At 55.2% G+C, this 18,626-nt stretch carries 18 protein-coding genes; 9 read left to right on the top strand and 9 right to left on the bottom strand.

Features of this window, described 5'->3' with window-relative positions; genetic code table 11:
• Positions 1-37 precede the first annotated feature (37 nt).
• A complete protein-coding gene (locus tag F3J28_RS04435; RefSeq protein WP_008454073.1) occupies positions 38-313 on the bottom strand; it encodes a YcgL domain-containing protein in 276 nt (91 codons plus the stop codon).
• Positions 314-439: 126 nt separating this feature from the next.
• Here F3J28_RS04435 and minC point away from each other — a divergent pair, with 126 nt between their 5' ends.
• From minC to minE, 3 genes are read left to right on the top strand one after another with little or no spacing between them, the layout of a single operon-like run.
• Positions 440-1,150, top strand: coding sequence for a septum site-determining protein MinC (gene minC / locus F3J28_RS04430; RefSeq protein WP_166873124.1), 711 nt, complete (start codon positions 440-442; stop codon positions 1,148-1,150).
• A gap of 24 nt (positions 1,151-1,174) precedes the next feature.
• Positions 1,175-1,987, top strand: a complete 813-nt coding sequence (minD, locus tag F3J28_RS04425) for a septum site-determining protein MinD (RefSeq protein ID WP_008454070.1) — start codon at positions 1,175-1,177, stop codon at positions 1,985-1,987.
• Between the two features lie 3 nt (positions 1,988-1,990).
• The gene (minE, locus tag F3J28_RS04420) at positions 1,991-2,266 is read left to right on the top strand and encodes a cell division topological specificity factor MinE (RefSeq protein ID WP_008454068.1); all 276 of its coding nucleotides are present in this window, start codon (positions 1,991-1,993) and stop codon (positions 2,264-2,266) included.
• A gap of 140 nt (positions 2,267-2,406) precedes the next feature.
• Here the strand turns inward: minE and rnd are convergent, their stop codons facing one another.
• The 5 genes from rnd to yoaA all read right to left on the bottom strand — a co-directional run bounded on the left by rnd (position 2,407) and on the right by yoaA (position 8,795).
• Positions 2,407-3,528: a ribonuclease D gene (rnd, locus tag F3J28_RS04415; protein ID WP_166873122.1), complete on the bottom strand. Its 1,122-nt coding sequence runs from the start codon at positions 3,526-3,528 to the stop codon at positions 2,407-2,409.
• Between the two features lie 69 nt (positions 3,529-3,597).
• Entirely contained in the window at positions 3,598-5,283 is a 1,686-nt protein-coding gene (gene fadD / locus F3J28_RS04410) for a long-chain-fatty-acid--CoA ligase FadD (RefSeq protein WP_166873119.1), read from the bottom strand.
• Positions 5,284-5,484: 201 nt separating this feature from the next.
• Entirely contained in the window at positions 5,485-6,078 is a 594-nt protein-coding gene (locus tag F3J28_RS04405) for a Slp family lipoprotein (RefSeq protein ID WP_008454060.1), read from the bottom strand.
• Positions 6,079-6,120: 42 nt separating this feature from the next.
• Complete coding sequence (gene tsaB, locus F3J28_RS04400; RefSeq protein ID WP_008454058.1) at positions 6,121-6,816, bottom strand: tRNA (adenosine(37)-N6)-threonylcarbamoyltransferase complex dimerization subunit type 1 TsaB; 696 nt, start codon at positions 6,814-6,816, stop codon at positions 6,121-6,123.
• A 68-nt stretch (positions 6,817-6,884) separates the two neighbouring features.
• Positions 6,885-8,795, bottom strand: a complete 1,911-nt coding sequence (gene yoaA / locus F3J28_RS04395) for a DNA repair helicase YoaA (RefSeq protein WP_166873116.1) — start codon at positions 8,793-8,795, stop codon at positions 6,885-6,887.
• 128 nt (positions 8,796-8,923) lie between these two features.
• Here yoaA and F3J28_RS04390 point away from each other — a divergent pair, with 128 nt between their 5' ends.
• Complete coding sequence (locus tag F3J28_RS04390) at positions 8,924-9,268, top strand: RidA family protein (protein ID WP_039294440.1); 345 nt, start codon at positions 8,924-8,926, stop codon at positions 9,266-9,268.
• A gap of 21 nt (positions 9,269-9,289) precedes the next feature.
• Here the strand turns inward: F3J28_RS04390 and F3J28_RS04385 are convergent, their stop codons facing one another.
• On the bottom strand, positions 9,290-9,490 hold the full coding sequence (locus tag F3J28_RS04385) for a YoaH family protein (RefSeq protein ID WP_008454053.1): 201 nt from the start codon (positions 9,488-9,490) through the stop codon (positions 9,290-9,292).
• Positions 9,491-9,552: 62 nt separating this feature from the next.
• Between F3J28_RS04385 and pabB the strand changes: the two genes are divergently transcribed.
• The 3 genes from pabB to sdaA all read left to right on the top strand — a co-directional run bounded on the left by pabB (position 9,553) and on the right by sdaA (position 13,068).
• Positions 9,553-10,920: an aminodeoxychorismate synthase component 1 gene (pabB, locus tag F3J28_RS04380; protein ID WP_166873114.1), complete on the top strand. Its 1,368-nt coding sequence runs from the start codon at positions 9,553-9,555 to the stop codon at positions 10,918-10,920.
• A 3-nt stretch (positions 10,921-10,923) separates the two neighbouring features.
• Positions 10,924-11,520: a CoA pyrophosphatase gene (locus tag F3J28_RS04375; RefSeq protein WP_008454050.1), complete on the top strand. Its 597-nt coding sequence runs from the start codon at positions 10,924-10,926 to the stop codon at positions 11,518-11,520.
• Between the two features lie 183 nt (positions 11,521-11,703).
• Entirely contained in the window at positions 11,704-13,068 is a 1,365-nt protein-coding gene (gene sdaA, locus F3J28_RS04370; protein WP_166863343.1) for an L-serine ammonia-lyase, read from the top strand.
• 110 nt (positions 13,069-13,178) lie between these two features.
• On the opposite strand, the gene F3J28_RS04365 is transcribed toward sdaA, so the two are convergent.
• Positions 13,179-14,039, bottom strand: coding sequence for a LysR family transcriptional regulator (locus F3J28_RS04365; RefSeq protein ID WP_166873111.1), 861 nt, complete (start codon positions 14,037-14,039; stop codon positions 13,179-13,181).
• A gap of 95 nt (positions 14,040-14,134) precedes the next feature.
• Between F3J28_RS04365 and F3J28_RS04360 the strand changes: the two genes are divergently transcribed.
• Entirely contained in the window at positions 14,135-15,148 is a 1,014-nt protein-coding gene (locus F3J28_RS04360) for a nitrilase family protein (protein WP_166873108.1), read from the top strand.
• 200 nt (positions 15,149-15,348) lie between these two features.
• Complete coding sequence (gene pdeD / locus F3J28_RS04355) at positions 15,349-16,947, top strand: cyclic di-3',5'-guanosine monophosphate phosphodiesterase PdeD (RefSeq protein WP_166873106.1); 1,599 nt, start codon at positions 15,349-15,351, stop codon at positions 16,945-16,947.
• Between the two features lies 1 nt (position 16,948).
• On the opposite strand, the gene yoaE is transcribed toward pdeD, so the two are convergent.
• Positions 16,949-18,511 (bottom strand): CNNM family cation transport protein YoaE, encoded by a 1,563-nt coding sequence (gene yoaE, locus F3J28_RS04350; protein ID WP_008454039.1) that lies wholly within the window; start codon positions 18,509-18,511, stop codon positions 16,949-16,951.
• Positions 18,512-18,626 lie beyond the last annotated feature (115 nt).

Here is an 18,626-nt window from a genome sequence, read left to right as displayed (position 1 = left end):
GTGAATACATAGAAAAGATTTACCTTCAGTCCGAAAGTTATTTTTTAGGACTCTTTTCCAGGTGCATTGTCAGCAAACTTTCTACCGGAGGTGGGATCTGTAAATAATAGCCCTCAGTTTCCAGCGCCTGTTTCACTTTATCCAAATCGGCATTGGCCAGTTTTTTGCTGCCGTCCAGCGGCAACAGCATCGACAGGACCGGTTTGCCAAAGCCTTTCATCAGCTCTTCCGGCACTCGGGAGAAATCGTCTTTTTTTTCGACATAAAGATATGTCTGGTCACGTTTAGTACTTCGGTAGATCACACAAAACATTTTTTTTACTCTATTTTCGCCAGCGAGTGGCTTGCCTGAATATAAGCTGGACTATAACATGCCTAGTGTACTTCGGAATATCGTCCCACAATAGTGGGGATTGAAACTGAATTGAGTAAGGCCAGGATGTCAAACACGCCAATCGAGTTAAAGGGCAGCAGTTTTACCTTATCTGTGGTTCATTTGCATGATGCACAACCTGAGGTTATTCGCCAGGCTCTGGAAGATAAAATCGCCCAGGCTCCCGCATTCTTAAAGAATGCCCCGGTGGTCGTTAACGTCGCCAGTCTCGATGGTTCCGTCAACTGGAAGAAAGTACAACAGGCCGTCACCGCAACCGGCCTGCGCGTAGTGGGTATCAGCGGCTGTAAAGATGAAGCTTTAAAGGCTGAAATTGAGCGCGCTGGCCTGCCCTTGCTGACCGAAGGGAAAGAAAAGGCCGCAAGAACGCCAAAAGCCGCACCTGCTGAGCCCGTGGTGGTCACCGAGCCGGATGTTACACCGATCACAAAAACGCGTTTAATTGATACTCCGGTCCGTTCCGGGCAGCGCATTTATGCGCCAAACTGTGACTTGATTGTGACCAATCACGTCAGCGCCGGTGCAGAACTGATAGCAGATGGTAATATTCATATTTATGGCATGATGCGTGGCCGTGCGCTGGCTGGCGCAAGCGGCGATCGTGATGCACAAATATTTTGTACTAACCTGGTAGCAGAGCTTGTCTCTATTGCGGGCGAGTACTGGCTGAGCGAACAGATCCCAGCCGATTATTATGGAAAAGCGGCTCGCCTGAATCTGGCGAGTGGTGCGCTCTCCGTTCAATCTTTGAATTAAGCCCTTTTAACAAGGAAATCCTTTATGGCACGCATTATTGTTGTTACATCGGGTAAAGGGGGCGTCGGTAAGACCACGTCCAGCGCGGCCATCGCTACGGGGCTGGCCCAAAAGGGAAGAAAAACCGTCGTTATTGATTTCGACATTGGTCTGCGTAACCTTGACCTGATCATGGGCTGCGAACGCCGCGTTGTGTACGATTTCGTTAACGTGATTCAGGGCGATGCCACGCTGAATCAGGCGCTTATCCGCGATAAACGCACTGAACAGCTCTATATCCTGCCTGCTTCACAAACCCGCGATAAAGACGCTCTGACCCGCGAAGGCGTGGCCAAGGTGCTGGAAGACCTGAAAAACATGGACTTCGAGTTTATCGTTTGTGACTCCCCGGCAGGTATCGAAACCGGCGCGCTGATGGCGCTGTACTTCGCGGATGAAGCGGTTATCACCACCAACCCGGAAGTCTCCTCGGTGCGTGACTCAGACCGAATCCTCGGCATTCTGTCGTCCAAATCCCGCCGCGCTGAAAACGGTGAAGAGCCGATTAAAGAGCATTTATTGCTGACCCGCTACAACCCAGGTCGCGTCAATAAAGGCGATATGCTGAGCATGGAAGACGTGCTCGAAATTCTGCGCATTCCGCTGGTTGGCGTTATCCCTGAAGACCAGTCAGTGCTGCGTGCGTCCAACCAGGGCGAGCCGGTGATTCTTGACGGTGAATCGGATGCAGGCAAAGCCTACGCCGATACCGTGGAACGCCTGCTCGGCGAAGAACGCCCTTTCCGCTTCATTGAAGAAGAGAAGAAGGGTTTCCTGAAACGCCTGTTCGGAGGATAAGTTATGGCATTACTCGACTTTTTTCTGTCACGAAAAAAGAACACCGCCAACATCGCGAAAGAGCGTTTACAGATCATCGTAGCTGAGCGTCGCCGTAGCGATGCGGAACCGCATTACCTGCCGCAGCTGCGCAAGGACATTCTCGACGTGATTTGCAAATACGTGCAAATTGACCCGGAAATGGTCAGCGTCCAGCTCGAGCAGCGGGATGGAGATATTTCGATTCTGGAGCTGAACGTGACGCTCCCGGAAGCGGAAGAAGCCAGTAAGTCGGCATGAATAAAAACCCCCCTGCATTTGTCAGGGGGTTTTATTTTTATGCAGTCACTTAACGTTTATTAAGTTCATTCTTGTTGCAGCCTGCCAATATATTCAAACCCGAGAACAATACTGTAATTATTCCCAGGTCATATAAATAATCAGTATTCCACCAGCAATTTCGTTAACGCCTCTGCCATTAATTCTGCCCGCCAGCCGCTAATTAATTCCGGAGCCACGCTTTGCGGTTTCAATTTCCAGTGCCAGTTTAACAGCTGATTGATTTGGCGGCGGGAGGCCAGTAATTCGGCGCTCAGCCCTTTAGCCTCGCTCACTTCCTGCACCAGGGCTTTAATGGCCTTAAACACTTTGCGGTAGCCCGGCATATCCACCAGGTTTTGCAGCGGCTGCGGCAGCTCACTCTCCGGCAGCGCCTGCGCCTCGGCCACCAGGGCGATAAGCGTTTTGCCGTGGAAGCGAATTTCGCTGCCGCTCAGGCCAAGCGAGTCCAGTTCGCCCAACGAGCCAGGCATGTATCTCGCCACCTGCCACAGGTTTTCTTCGCGGACGACAAAGTTCACCGCCATGTCGCGCTCGCGGGCTTTACGCAAGCGCCAGGCCGCCAGCTTTTTGAGGCAGGCCAGCTGTCGGGTACGCAGCTGCCAGGCATTGCCTATTTCGCGCCAGGCTTCTTCCGGATCGAGCTGATCGCGACGACGGGAGCACATCAGATGGCACTCATCGAGAGCCGCGCCTATCCAGCCCGCTGCTTCCGTTTCGGCCATCAATTTCTCAGCGATAGGCAGCAAATAAAGCACATCTGCTGCGGCGTATTCACACTGCCTCTCCGTGAGCGGACGCGCCAGCCAGTCGGTACGGGATTCACTTTTATCCAGCACAATACCGGTATAGGACTCAACGATGGTGGCAAAACCGCAGGACAGCGGGCGGCCAGTAAAGGACGCCAGAATCTGCGTATCAATAAACGGATCAGGCAGCATGCCAAAGGCATTCAGGAAGACTTCGAGATCTTCACTGCCCGCATGCAGATACTTGATGGTGTCAGGATCCTGCAACAACGCCTTGAACGGCGACCAGTCGCCGATGGCTAAAGGATCGATCAGCGAAACCTGCTGGCCGTCATAAAGCTGGATCAGCCCCAGCTGCGGGTAATAGGTTCTGGTGCGAACAAATTCGGTGTCCAGCGCCAGCGCGGGGAACTGACGAGCGGCCTGGCATACGGCGGCCAGCCCTTCATCGGTAGTAATCATCTGGTAAGTCAAATTCAGTTCTCTTAGGTTGCGCCCATAAAAAATGCCGGCGAACCGGCATCAGGACGAGTGACTTGGAGCTCAGGCGTTATTGTTGCCTGTCTTGCCCGCTTCGTCACGCAGTTCTCGTCGTAAAATTTTCCCGACGTTCGATTTTGGCAGTTCCGTGCGGAATTCAATCAGTTTAGGCACTTTATAGCCGGTTAATTGGCGACGACAGAAGGCGATCAGCGCCTCTTCCGTCAGGGCAGGATCTTTTTTCACCACAAAGATTTTCACCTGCTCACCGCTCACCCCGGCAGGAACACCCACCGCAGCGACTTCAAGCACGCCTTCGTTCTGCATGACTACATCTTCAATTTCGTTCGGATAAACGTTGAAGCCGGAAACGAGGATCATGTCTTTTTTGCGGTCAACGATGTTCATGAAGCCTTCTTCGTTGATCACCGCAATATCCCCGGTGCGCAGCCAGCCGTCTTTAAGGATTTCATCCGTTTCTTTCGGTCGCTGCCAGTAGCCCAGCATTACCTGCGGGCCTTTAACGCACAGTTCGCCAGGCTCACCGGGCGACACTTCATTGCCCTGATCGTCTACCAGCTTCACATCGGTGGACGGCACCGGCAGGCCAATAGATCCGCTGTGATAATCCATATCATGCGGGTTCGCGCTGACCAGCGGGGCACATTCCGTCAAGCCATAGCCTTCAAGCAGGAAGCGGCCCGTGAGTTTTTCCCAACGTTCGGCAACCGCGTGCTGGACGGGCATACCGCCACCCGCAGAGAGGTGAAGGCTTGAAAAATCAAGCTGCTGGAACTCTTTGTTATTCAATAACGCGTTAAACAACGTATTCACGGCGGTCATGGCTGTGAAAGGATATTTTGCCAGCTCTTTTACCAGCCCCGGAATGTCGCGTGGGTTGGTAATCAACAGGTTCTGCCCCCCCATGTCGATAAACAGCAGGCAGTTAATGGTCAGAGCAAAAATGTGGTACAGCGGCAGCGGAGTCACCACCAGCTCTTTACCTTCGTGCAGCAGCGGGCTGTATGCCGCCCTGACCTGCTCGAGGTTGGCCAGCATATTACGGTGCGTCAGCATGGCGCCTTTAGCTACGCCGGTTGTGCCGCCGGTGTACTGCAGGAAGGCTAAATCGCCATTGATAATTTCAGGTTTGATGTACTGCATGCGGTAACCGCTTTGCAGCGCCCGACGGAAAGAGATGGCGTGCGGCAGATGGTATTTCGGCACCAGACGCTTGATGTACTTCACCACGAAGTTAACCAGCGTCCCCTTCGGCCCGGAGATCTGGTCCCCCAGGCGAGTCAGGATGACGTGTTTCACCTGGGTTTTTTCGACCACTTTCTCCAGCGTGTGGGCAAAGTTTGACACGATCACAATCGCGCTGGCCCCGCTGTCATTCAGCTGGTGCTCCAGCTCTCGCGGGGTATAGAGCGGGTTAACGTTAACCACCACCATACCGGCGCGCAGAATGCCGAACAGCGCGACAGGATACTGCAGCAGGTTAGGCATCATCAGCGCCACGCGGTCGCCTTTTTTCAGGCCCAGCCCCTGCTGAAGGTACGCGGCAAATGCCCGGCTGCGCTCTTCCAGTTTACGGAAGGTCATCACCTCCCCCATGTTGATAAAAGCAGGTTTGTCAGCGTAGCGAGTGACAGCCTGCTCAAACATATCAACCAGGGATTGATAGCGGTCGGGATTTATTTCAGCCGCAACGTCGGCCGGGTAGCGGTTAAGCCAAACCTTATTCAAGGATCCACCTCTGAAATTATTATTTGTCGTCATCACAACCCCAGGGAATACATTTCGTTAACATAATATTAACTCAGCGTACCAGTTTATTAATTAGCCTGATTAAAGGTTGCGAAGCACATCACTAAATTTTTTCATCCGTCCTGGATAAAAACAAACAGCGGCCAGGCCGCTGTTTGAAAACATTTTAAAAACAACAGATTATTCGGTTACAACGGTTTGCACCTGTGCAGGCCCCGGATTGTACCAGCCGCCGCCCCACATGTCGTAATGGTGGCGATACGGGTAAGGCCCGCCCCAGAACCACGGATCGATCGGCTGCGGCGGCATGACGACCTGCTGGACTACGTTCCAGCGCTTGTATCCCGTCGCCTGCATGGTCATGAATTTATAGGGCGTCTGGCCAATCTTACCTTCTGCCGTGCCGGTAATTGGCCCAACGACGGTCACCAACTGATTGCGGAAATCTACCGGATCAAGGAAGCCATTGACGTCGGCATAAATGCGCCCTTGCGAAGGCTCATTCAATGCCGGACGGGCACCTTCATCGAGGCTGACGGTGGCAATCTCCAGGCGAGTTTTGCCCTTCAGGTTGTCCACGTTCACCACTCGCCCGCCAAAGCGCGCTTCCTGCCCGACATAGAGCTGGGGCGCACTCATCACCGCCGTCAGATCCTGCTGCGGGGTCGCGGAAGTCCCTTTAATCGCATCCGGCACGCTCACGCAGCCGCTCAGGACCAGCGCCGCAGCGGCGGCCAGCAGCCAGCTGCATTTTTTGACATTACAAACAGCCATACCTCATCTCCTTAACCTGCCCGCCGTTTAGCGGGATCGGTCTTACTCTCTGCCAGGTAGCTTTTTCCAGGTGACTTCGTTACGCAGGTAGACAGGCTCCGCATGCTCGACGGCGACGGTTTTGCCGGCGCTAAACGCCTGCTGCGCCAGAGGAAGCATATCTTCAGCTTCAGGCAGCGTAGTTTCACCGTCCTGCAACAAAAGTCCGCTATCCTTCGCCATATCAGGCCAGGCCTGCCAGCCTGTTCCGACTGTAGCCCAGGTGCCGCTCAGATGCTTCAACCGTCCGGCAACGTCTTCAGGCTTAAGGACGGCTTCGCTTGCTTCACCGTGCCACACGCCCTGCTCGTCACGCTCATATTCAGCCCAATAAACTTCGCCCATGCGGGCATCTATTGCGGCGAGTACGCGGGTGGCGCCCGTTCTGCGCCATGCGCCCTGAGCCATTGTCGCCAACGTTGAAACGCCAATCATCGGCAGCTCAGCACCCAGCGCCAGCCCCTGCGCAATCCCAATCCCAATGCGCACACCGGTGAAACTGCCCGGCCCACGCCCGTAGGCAAGTGCGTTCACCTCAGACAAAGTAATCCCGCCCTGGTTCAGGATCTCTTTGACCAGCGGTAAAATTCTTTGCGTGTGCTCACGCGGGCAGAGTTCGAAATGGGCGTAGGACGCCGCGTCGTTTTGCAGGGCAACAGAACAGGCTTCTGTTGCGGTATCGATGGCTAAAATTCGCATGGGCTTGCCAACCTCTGGCGGAGATAAGGTCAAAAAACGGCGCGCATCATACCATAGCCTGGCACAAATTACTGCGCACCAGAGGCATTGAGGAACTCAACTGCCCGATTTATATCCCGGGTACGCGGCGTGGGCGGCAGGCTGTTAAGGAAAACAGCGCCATACGGACGCATGACCAGGCGATTATCGCAGATAACCAGGACCCCACGGTCTTCCACATCGCGGATGAGGCGACCGACACCCTGCTTAAGGGTGATCACCGCGTCAGGCAGTTGGACATCGTCAAACGGATCGCCCCCGCGAATGCGGCAATCTTCCATACGAGCCTTGAGCAGCGGATCGTCCGGCGAGGTAAAGGGTAGCTTGTCGATGATAACCAGGGAGAGCGTGTCGCCGCGCACGTCTACGCCTTCCCAGAAGCTGCTGGTCGCCACCAGCAGGGCGTTACCGGCCTCAACAAACTGCTGCAGCAGCTGGCCTTTGCTGGTTTCCCCCTGCAGCAGCACGGGCAACGTCATGGTGGCCCGGAACTGTTCCGCCAGGTCGCGCATCATGGCGTGGGAAGTACAGAGCATAAAGCAGCGCCCGTTGTTCGCCTCAATGAGCGGGCGCAACAGGTTAGCCAGGTAACGGCCAGCGTGGGGCTGATTGGGCGTCGGCAGCCCTCTCGGCACGCACAGCAGCGCCTGTTTTGCGTAATCAAACGGGCTGGCAAGCAGCAGCGTTTCCGCCTCGTCGATTCCCAGCCGCTCGGTGAAATGGCTCATATTGTCATTCACCGCAAGCGTGGCCGAGGTAAAGACCCAGCAGCCCGCTTTTTCACGAATGACTTCCTTAAACTTGTCGGCCACGGACAGCGGCGTCAGGGCCAGCGTGAAGTGGCGGGCGTTGCATTCATACCAGTAGCTGTAGCCCGGCTGATTAATCTCTTTCAGCCGTTTGATTCGCCCACGGTAAATTACCGCGCGTTCAAATGCGGCATCCAGCAGCGCCGAGCGGCCAAGAGAAAGCTTTGCCACGTCATAACACAGCTCCAGGGCATCATCGAGCAGCAGCAGCGAACGCTGGATATTCGCGTCCGCAAGCAGCTCCCGCAGGTTCCCCCGGTAGCCCGGATCGCCTATTTGCAGGCGGAAGTCCTGCGTGCGCTGGGCGAGGCTGTCGGCGCTTTTTTGCAGCTGCTGCGCGTCACGAACTTCCGTGCGGTAGGCAATGGAAATGTCTTTGGCGAGGTCGAGCAACTGCCGGCTGGAGATAGACTGGCCAAAATACTGGCTGGCGATATCCGGGATCTGGTGGGCTTCATCGAAAATTGTCACCTGAGCCTCGGGAATAAGCTCCGCGAAACCGCTCTCCTTCACTACCATGTCGGCCAGATACAAGTGATGGTTCACCACCACCACGTCGGCATCCATCGCCTTTTTACGCGCCTTGACCACAAAGCAGTCCTGATACTGCGGACAATCCTGCCCCAGACAGTTATCGTTGGTGCTGGTGACCATCGGCCAGACGGTGGAGTCTTCGGCAACGGACCCACAGGTGCTGATATCGCCATCCACGGTTTCGCTGGCCCAGCCGCGCAAATGCATCACGTCGCTTAACGCCTGCACGGGCAAATCACCACCCGCCAGCGACTGCTGCTCCAGCCTTTCCAGGCAGAGATAGTTAGAGCGCCCTTTCAGCAACGCAACCCGGCCGGTAAATTTCAGCGCGCGAGAGATAGTCGGCAGATCGCGAGAAAACAGCTGATCCTGCAGCGCTTTTGAGCCGGTAGAGATAATGACTTTTTTGCCAGAACGCAGCGCGGGGGCAAGATAAGCGTATGTTTTCCCTGTACCGGTACCGGCCTCTACCACCAGCTCGCCGCCGGCTTGAATCGCCCGGGTTACGGCCTCCGCCATGTCACGCTGAGCTTCACGCGGCTTGAAGCCCGGAATGACCTTAGCCAGTTGGCCGTCTGCTGCAAAATCGTCCGTCACGTTACCCCCTGGTTAAATTGCCAGTGATTATGTCAGCCCCGGCGAGGTTTATCCAGCCAGGCGGTGGCGCCGGGCAGTGGATTGTGGCAGTCTGTGCCGCACATATCGTTTGTTGTTAAGGAGTTGCCATGAGTATTGCGCGTATTAAACCTGAAGCCCGCTGGTCTGATGCGGTTATCCATAACCAGACCGTGTACTACACCGGCGTCCCGGAAAACCTGGATGCTGACGCCTACCAGCAGACGGCAAATACCCTGCAGCAAATCGACACCCTGCTGGCCGAACTCGGCAGCGACAAGACCCGCATTCTGGATGCAACGATTTTCCTGCCGGATGGCGAAGATTTTGCGGCGATGAATAAAGCGTGGGATGAGTGGGTCGTGGCGGGTAAAGCGCCGGTACGCTGCACCGTACAGGCTAAGTTGATGAACCCGCGCTACAAAGTGGAAATCAAAATCATCGCAGCGGTGTAACGCTAAGTCGCTAAGGCCCGGCTAGTCCTGCGGGTCTTCTTCTTCGCCGTCTTCATCTTCAAAGCGTACGGCGACGTTACCCCCGGTATGCGAGGCACGAATCTCACTGGCTACCAGGGCGATGGCTTCGCCGCTGCTCATGCCGTCGGCCATCAGTTCGTGAATACGCTCGACGGCCTGCTGCTGCTGCTCGTGGCTAAGCGCCGGTAATCCTGAAATCATGTTTAACTCCTGTTACAGTGCTGAAGTCGCTATTTTACTCTGCTCCTGACGATGCTACCAAGATGAATGTTACAACCTCCCCCGTTTTTCGCGAACTCAGCTGGCAGGCCGATGCCGTTCAGCACTATTTCCGCTCGGTTTCCGCTCAGCCCTGGGCCATGCTGCTTCACTCTGGCTTTGCCGACCATCCGCATAACCGTTTTGATATTATGGTTGCCGGCCCGCTTGCAACACTGGTCACACGCGGCCAGGAAACCGTGATTGAACGCCACGGGCTTTCATCGCGACACAACGAATGCCCGCTTGAACTGTTACAGCAAACGCTGGACAGCTTTGACCTTGCCACCACGTCCACTAACGATATTCCGTTCTGCGGCGGCGCGCTGGGGCTATTCAGCTACGATCTGGGCCGCCGCTTTGAGAAAATCCCCGCGACGGCAGAACAGGATTTAACCACGCCGGACATGGCCGTCGGCATTTATGACTGGGCGCTGATTGCAGACCATCACCTGCAGCGTCTGACGCTGGTTTGCTGGGGAGACATTGAAGCTCGTCTGGCCTGGCTGAATGCACTCTCGCCCCGGAAAAATGTGCAGCCTTTCCGGCTGACCAGCCAGTGGCAGTCCAATATGTCCCGCGAAACGTACGGCGAGAAGTTCCGCCAGATCCAGGCTTATCTCAGCAGCGGAGACTGCTACCAGGTTAACCTGGCTCAGCGGTTCCACGCCCGCTATGAAGGGGATGAATGGCAGGCTTTCGAAACGCTAAATCAGGCGAACCGCGCGCCGTTCAGCGCTTTTCTGCGGCTGCCGGACAGCTGTATTCTTAGCCTTTCTCCGGAGCGGTTTGTTCTGCTCGAAGACAAGCAGATTCAAACCCGCCCGATTAAAGGCACGCTGCCTCGTCTTGCCGATCCGCAGGCCGACGCAGCGCAAGCTGAACGCCTGGCGAACTCGCCAAAAGATCGCGCTGAAAATCTGATGATTGTTGATTTGCTGCGCAACGACATTGGCCGCGTTGCGGTGCCGGGCACGGTGAAAGTACCGGAGCTGTTTGTGGTGGAGCCTTTCCCAGCGGTGCATCACCTGGTGAGCACGATTACCGCCAGGCTGCCTGAGACGCTTAGCGCCTGCGATCTCCTGCGCGCCACCTTCCCCGGAGGTTCAATCACCGGTGCCCCTAAAGTACGGGCAATGGAAATTATTGAAGAGCTTGAGCCTCAGCGACGTAACGCATGGTGTGGCAGTATCGGCTACATTAGCTTCTGCGGAAAAATGGATACCAGCATCACCATCCGTACGCTCACTGCCGAAGGCGGGAAATTATATTGCTCTGCCGGCGGCGGGATCGTTGCCGACAGTCACGAGGCGGCGGAATATCAGGAAACTTTTGATAAAGTTAATCGTATCCTGCCCTTAATGGAGAATTAATGCATGCCTGGTTCGTCCCTGACGCTGAATGATTTCCTTACCCGGTTTCAACTGTTACGCCCGGCGGACAGCGGGCCGGTCAGCAACAAACGTCAGGCGGCGGTACTGGTACCCATTGTGCGGCGCCCTCAGCCGGGGCTTTTACTCACCCAGCGCTCGCTGATGCTGCGCAAACATGCAGGCCAGGTGGCCTTCCCCGGTGGAGCGGTAGATGACACCGACAGTTCGCTGATAGCCGCCGCGCTGCGGGAAGCCCAGGAAGAAGTCGCCATTCCACCAGAATCCGTCGAGGTTATCGGCACGCTCCCACCGGTGGACAGCGTGACGGGTTTCCAGGTGACGCCGATTGTCGGCATCATTCCCCCTGATTTGCCTTGGCGCGCCAGTGAAGATGAAGTTTCTGCGGTATTTGAAATGCCGCTCGCCGAGGCGCTGAGCCTTGGGCGCTACCATCCGTTAGATATCCATCGCCGCGGCAACGCGCATCGCGTCTGGCTTTCCTGGTATCAACGCTATTTTGTCTGGGGGATGACGGCGGGGATTATTCGCGAACTCTCTTTACAGGTAGATAGCGATCCAGGCGACACTTTAAAACGCTGAAAATGGCTATATTTAAGCAACAGAAAGACCATAAATCATCTGCTATTAGGTGATTTATGGTTAAGCATTAGTTTAATTCATGTGAATAGTTTCCTGGTGGAACCAATAAATTTTTAAACTAGCGCTTAGCCATTTCAAAGCATCATGTTCCATGAAACAGGGTGCTATCAGAGGAGTTTTAGAGTGATTAGCATATTCGACATGTTCAAAGTCGGCATCGGGCCTTCCAGCTCCCATACCGTCGGGCCAATGAAGGCCGGGAAACAGTTTGTCGACGCACTGATCGAACAGGGACTGCTGGACAGTACCACCCGCATCGCGGTGGACGTTTACGGTTCTCTTTCCCTGACGGGGAAAGGCCACCACACCGATATCGCGATTATTATGGGTCTGGCCGGCAACCAGCCTGATAACGTCGATATCGACGCTATTCCGGCTTTTATTCGCGACGTGGAAACCCGCGGTCGTCTGCTAATTGCTCAGGGTCGTCATGAAGTCGATTTCCCGCAGGATAACGGCATGCGTTTTCGCAGCGACAACCTGCCGCTGCATGAAAACGGCATGCAGATCCACGCCTATGACGGCGACAAAGAGATCTACAGCAAAACCTATTATTCCATCGGCGGCGGCTTCATCGTCGACGAAGAACACTTTGGTAAAGATGCGGCCAGCGAAGTCACCGTGCCTTATCCATTCCATTCCGCACAGGAAATGCTGCAGCACTGCAAGGACACCGGGCTTTCCGTGTCCGGGATGGTGATGCAGAACGAACTGGCGCTGCATAGCCGCGAGGAAATCGAAGAGTACTTCGCCAATATCTGGCAAACCATGCGCGCCTGTATCGATCGCGGGATGAATACCGAAGGCGTGCTGCCTGGCCCGCTGCGCGTGCCGCGCCGCGCCTCTGCCCTGCGCCGGATGCTGGTGTCCAGCGACAAGCTGTCCAACGATCCAATGAACGTGGTTGACTGGGTGAACATGTTTGCCCTGGCGGTGAACGAAGAGAACGCCGCAGGTGGCCGCGTTGTGACCGCGCCAACCAACGGCGCCTGCGGGATCGTGCCTGCGGTGTTGGCCTACTACGACCACTTTATCGAGCCGGTCACGCCGGACACCTGGATTCGCTACTTCCTGGCGTCCGGGGCTATTGGCGTGCTGTACAAAATGAACGCCTCTATTTCTGGCGCTGAAGTAGGCTGCCAGGGTGAAGTCGGCGTTGCCTGTTCGATGGCGGCGGCGGGCCTGGCTGAAATTCTGGGCGCAAGCCCGGAGCAGGTTTGCGTTGCGGCAGAAATCGGCATGGAACATAACCTCGGCCTGACCTGTGACCCGGTCGCCGGGCAGGTACAGGTGCCTTGTATCGAACGGAATGCGATTGCTTCGGTGAAGGCTATCAACGCCACCCGTATGGCGATGCGTCGTACCAGCGCCCCGCGCGTTTCGCTCGATAAGGTCATTGAGACCATGTACGAAACCGGTAAAGACATGAACGCCAAATACCGCGAAACATCGCGAGGCGGGCTGGCTATTAAGGTTCAGTGCGATTAAGCCACGTTCGTTATAAAATGAGCGGGAAGTACCGTAAGGTATTTCCCGCTCACATCGTTTTACTGAGCATCCGCCTGTTCTTCCCCCGACATTCAATATCTAAAATTCAATCAGCCGGTCACCATCTGCAGGAAGCGATCTCGCACAGGATCGTTTAACTGAGCATTCCAGGCAATGCCCGTTTGCCAGATGGTATGTTCACCTTCGAGTGCCACAAGCCTGACTCCGGCTGGCAGAATATGGCTTACCCCCGCCGGCAGTAATGCCACGCCCTCTCCGGCGGCAACCAGCGCCAGCAAAGTCTGAATATCATCTGCCGCTGAAACGGTGCGGGGAGCGAGATTATTGCCTGAGAGAAAACACGCTGCCTGTGCCGACAGCCCTTCTCCCCGATTGCGGGATAGCTGCAGCAGTTGGCTCATTTGCAGCAACTCTGTTGCCGCAGCTGTTTCCGTATTAGCCGCCTGAGCCACGGCAAGAACCAGCCGCTCTTCCGCCAGGACTCGACTTTCCAGCTCTGCAGGCGCAGGCAATCGCACAAACCCAACCTGAAGACTGCCCTCCATTAGCTGGCGAAACTGTTCTGCAGAGGACATATCATTCAGGGATACCTGCACATCTGGAAACTGGCTGCGAAAAACAGCCACCTGCCGAGGGGCCAACTGGAAGGAGGAGATTCCAAAGCCCATGGTCAGTTTCCCCGCCCGCCCTTTCTGAATATCGGCCACTTCGGAACAGAAAAGATCGTGGCGTTCGAGTACCGCAGCGGCGCCCGGGAGCAACAGTTCTCCTGCCACGGTCAGCCTTGCCCCATGGCGACCTCGCTGAAATAGCGTGATGCCGGAAAGAAACTCCAGCGTCTGGATCTGCTTGGTCAGTGCAGGTTGCGTGACGCACAGTTTTTCAGCGGCTGAATGATACGACCCTGACTGTGAGAGGGTAACGAAAGCGCGCAGCAGTTTTATATCCATTCCGTCTGGTTATCGTATGGGGCGAAATCGTGATTATACACGCGAACGTGCTCTCTGATGGAATAGCCTCCGAATCGTTAAATAAGGAGTGAAAAATGGATACCCATATTCGTACTGCCACAGTTCAGTTCTGCCACCGGGCGGGAGATAAACAGTACAATTTATCGGTGATGGAGAAATTTATTATTCAGGCCGCCCAGGAGGAGGTAAAGATTCTGGCCTTCCCTGAAATGTGCATTACCGGATACTGGCATGTGCCGGACCTCAGCCGCCAGGCGCTGAATGCGTTGTCTGAGCGGACTGACGAGAGCGCATCATTAGCCCGGATCGCCGCACTTGCAGAAAAATACCAGATGGCCATTGGGGCCGGGTTCATTGAAAAGAGCAGCGACGAACGCCTGTATAATGCCTACGCCATATGCATGCCAGATGGCACGCGGCATGTGCACAGGAAGCTCCACGCGTTTGAACACCCTGATATTGCCTCCGGCAACAGTTTTACTGTTTTTGACACGCCGTGGGGAGTGCGTGTCGGGGTGCTTATCTGCTGGGACAATAATCTCGTGGAAAATGCGCGTATTACGGCCTTGCTGGGCGCCGACGTTCTTATCGCTCCGCACCAGACCGGGGGAACCCATTCGCGAAGTCCCTTCGGCATGAAACCTATTCCACCCAGCCTCTGGGAAAACAGACATAACGACCCGCAGACGCTGGAGGAAGCCTTGCGCGGGGATAGCGGCCGGGGCTGGCTGATGCGCTGGCTACCTTCTCGCGCGCATGATAATGGCTTTTTCATTCTGTTCAGTAATGGCGTCGGCCTGGATAACGGAGAGGTTCGGACAGGAAATGCCATGATTATTGATCCCTACGGCAGGATTGTCAGCGAAACAGGTTCCTTTGAGGATACGATCGTGTACGCCGATCTGGATCTGGAATTGCTGCCGATGTCTACCGGCCGCCGGTGGATTCACGGCCGACGACCTGAGCTGTATGGTGTCCTGGGCGAATCACAGGGCTACGAGCGAGATGCGAGGACTGCGCGATTTTCTGAAGATCTACCCGGTTTTGGCGGTGACCATCGAAGCAAGGCCGGGAATAAGGCTGAATAGGTTGCCAGATAAGAGGGGAAAAGGAGGCCAATACTCCGCCTCGTAAGAGGCTGACGTCAGCGACATGAATAATATAGAACACCGCTTATGCGGTGTTTTTTTATCTTATCTTTTTTATTTTTTTCGCGCTCTGATATCCCGCTACACTTTGATGATAACGTTACGCCTCATTTCTTGCGGTGAGAAACAGGGAAACAGGGATGCAAACGGCACAGCGGATTATTTCTGACTATCGCCGCAGGCGAGTTATTGTCTGCGCTGTACTCGCCATTTTAGTTTTAATCGTTACGCTTAGCGTCAGATATGCGGTGGAGCGAAATCTTAACGAACAACGCGTCGCCCAATTTAATCAGCGAATCATTACCACGCTCGATACTCTCCTCGCTCCGCTGAATACCGTCAGCGACGATATTATGCAGCTTATCGGGACCTCCTGCGACGACGCGCAATTAAAAATTCGCGAACACGCCGCCAAAATGCAAACGGTACGCGCCATTGGTTTAATCAAAGATGGCGTGCTGTACTGCTCCAGTATTTACGGCAGCCGCAACGTGGGTATTCATCAGCTCCATACTCGCCTGCCTTCGGATGAATCGCTGCTGTTTTTATCCCGCGACAGCTCATTGTTAAAAGACACACCGGTGCTGATTTTCTGGCGACCGCTGCAGGGGCAGCCACACGATGGCGTCATGCAGATTATTAATATTCAGATGTTAACCAGCCTACTGCTTAAGCCGGAGCATCCCTGGGTGACGCGAGCGGTACTGAACGTCGGCGACGATAATCTTGAATACGGTGCCGGTCTGCTGGGGAAGATAGAAACAAACGGAGATGATGTATCTAAACAGACAGTATCTAAGCTTTACCCTTATTCTATTACTGCCATTGGCCCTTCTGCCGACCAGTTAACGCTGCAAAATTTACCGGCCCAGCTTCCACTGGCTTTATTACTCAGCCTGCTGGTGGGCTATATTGCCTGGCTTGCGACCGCCAACCGAATGAGCTTTTCCTGGGAGATCAACCTCGGCCTCGCCGCCCGGGAATTTGAAGTCTTTTGCCAGCCGCTGGTCAGCGCCCGAAACTTAGAGTGCGTTGGCGTAGAGCTGCTGCTGCGCTGGAATAACCCAAGACAGGGCTGGATTTCGCCTGAAGTGTTTATCCCCCTCGCGGAACAGCAGCAGCAAATCGCCCCGCTCACGCGCTTTGTGCTGGATGAAACCGTGCGTCACCTGGAGATCTTCCCCAAAACGCCCGGGTTTCATATCGGCCTTAACGTTGCCCCCAGCCACTTCCACGACGGCGCAATTATTCGAGACCTGAAACGTTACTGGTTCCCGGCCACGCCTAAGCAAAAGTTGACGCTGGAACTCACCGAACGAAATGCCCTGCCCCCAATGGATCACGGCGTCGTTCAGGAGCTACACAGGCTCGGTATCGACCTCGCTATTGATGATTTCGGCACCGGCCACAGCTCGCTGGCTTATCTTGAAACGCTGAATCCCAATGTGCTGAAAATCGATAAATCCTTTACCGCCGCCATCGGGACTGATGCGGTGAACTCGACGGTGACGGACATTATTATTGCCCTTGGGCAAAGACTGGGGATCGATTTGGTGGCTGAAGGGGTGGAAACGCAAGAGCAGGCAGAATATTTACGGCGTAACGGTGTCGATGTGCTGCAGGGCTTTTTGTATGCCAAACCCATGCCGCTGAGAGATTTCTCTCACTGGCTCGAGGGCAACACGCCGCCGCCCCCTCGCCATGAAGACCGGGCTATCCCGGCCTTCCCTATGCGCTGACTTACTCTTCTTCGTCCTCGTGTGGAGAGCGTTCTTTTTCCACACGAACTAAATCGACGCGATAATCGTTGGCTTCGACTATCTGAATCCGCAGCGGCGCGACTTCGATCACGTCCCCGACTTTAGGAATATGACCATTCACCGCAATCACAAGGCCGGCGATAGAAGCAATATCTTCTTCGCTGTGCACCAGGCGATGGATGTCCAGGCGCTGCTGCAGCGCATGCAGGTCCGTTGAGCCTTTCACCAGCCAGCCGTCACCGTCACGAACGATTTCAGGCGTTTCATCCGCATCCGGGAATTCACCGGCAATCGCTTCCAGCACGTCCAGCGGCGTGACCAGCCCCTGCACCACGCCAAATTCGTTGTTAACGATAACGAAGCTGCCGCGAGCACGACGCAGCACGCCAAGCAGGTTGATTGGGTCCAGCGTTTCCGGCACAACAATCGCCGGTGACTGCGCGGCAATCGCCGCCACGTCAACGCCTTCGTCCAGGGCAACCAGCAGCTCTTTCGCACGTACGACGCCAATAATTTCATCCAGTTCGCCCCGGCACACCGGGAACAAGCTGTGGGGAGAGGCAAGCAGCTGTTCGCGGATCTCCGGCACGCTCTTCATCGCATCAACCCACGAAATCTCACCACGCGGTGTCATAATGCTGCGCAATGAGCGCGAAGCCAGCGTCAGCACGCCGTTAATCATATAGCGCTCTTCTTCCGCAAAGGATTCCGCCTCAATTGGCGTCATGGCTTTGCTGTCTTCGCTGCTTTGCACACGTTCCTGACGCTTACCACTCATCATGCGCAGAATCGCATCGGCAGTACGCGCTCGCAGAGGCTGGCGCGACTGATGACGAATAAAGTTACGACGCGCGATCTGGTTAAACAGCTCGATGATGATCGAGAAACCAATGGCCGCGTACAGGTAGCCTTTTGGAATGTGGAAACCAAAGCCTTCTGCCACCAGACTCAAACCAATCATCAACAGGAAGCTCAGGCAGAGCACCACCACCGTCGGATGTTGGTTAACAAAGTTGGTTAGCGGTTTGGAGGCAAGCAGCATGACGCCCATCGCAATGATGACCGCAGCCATCATCACCGGCAGATGGTTGACCATCCCCACGGCGGTAATCACCGCATCCAGCGAGAAGACGGCATCCAGCACCACAATCTGCAGCACCACCACCCAGAAGCTGGCATAGCCCTTACCGTGGCCGTCATCATGCTGACGGTTTTCAAGGCGTTCGTGCAGTTCCGTGGTCGCTTTAAACAGCAGGAAGATACCGCCCACCAGCATAATCAGGTCACGGCCTGAGAAGGTGAAATCCGCGATGCTGAACAGCGGCGCAGTTAGCGTGACCAGCCACGAAATCAGCGACAGCAGTGCCAGGCGCATAATCAGCGCCAACGACAGGCCAATCAATCGAGCCTTATCCCGCTGCTTAGGCGGAAGTTTATCCGCAAGAATGGCGATAAACACCAGGTTATCAATACCCAGTACGATTTCCAGCACAACAAGCGTGAGTAAACCGGCCCAGATTTGCGGGTCCATTAACAGTTCCATGTCAGACTCCCGTTAAGGGCACAGCAAGTCGGCATTCCGCAGGTTACGGACGCAAAGCGGCTGGTTAATCGTATTTGCGGGCATAAAACGCCGCTGAGAGGGTGGGATTTAGGCA

The sequence above is a fragment of the Enterobacter sp. Ap-1006 genome (genome assembly GCF_011752835.1).
Classification (GTDB): Bacteria; Pseudomonadota; Gammaproteobacteria; order Enterobacterales; family Enterobacteriaceae; genus Cedecea.
Note: the sequence above shows the minus strand (reverse complement) of the source record. Positions and strands in the feature narration are given on the sequence as shown.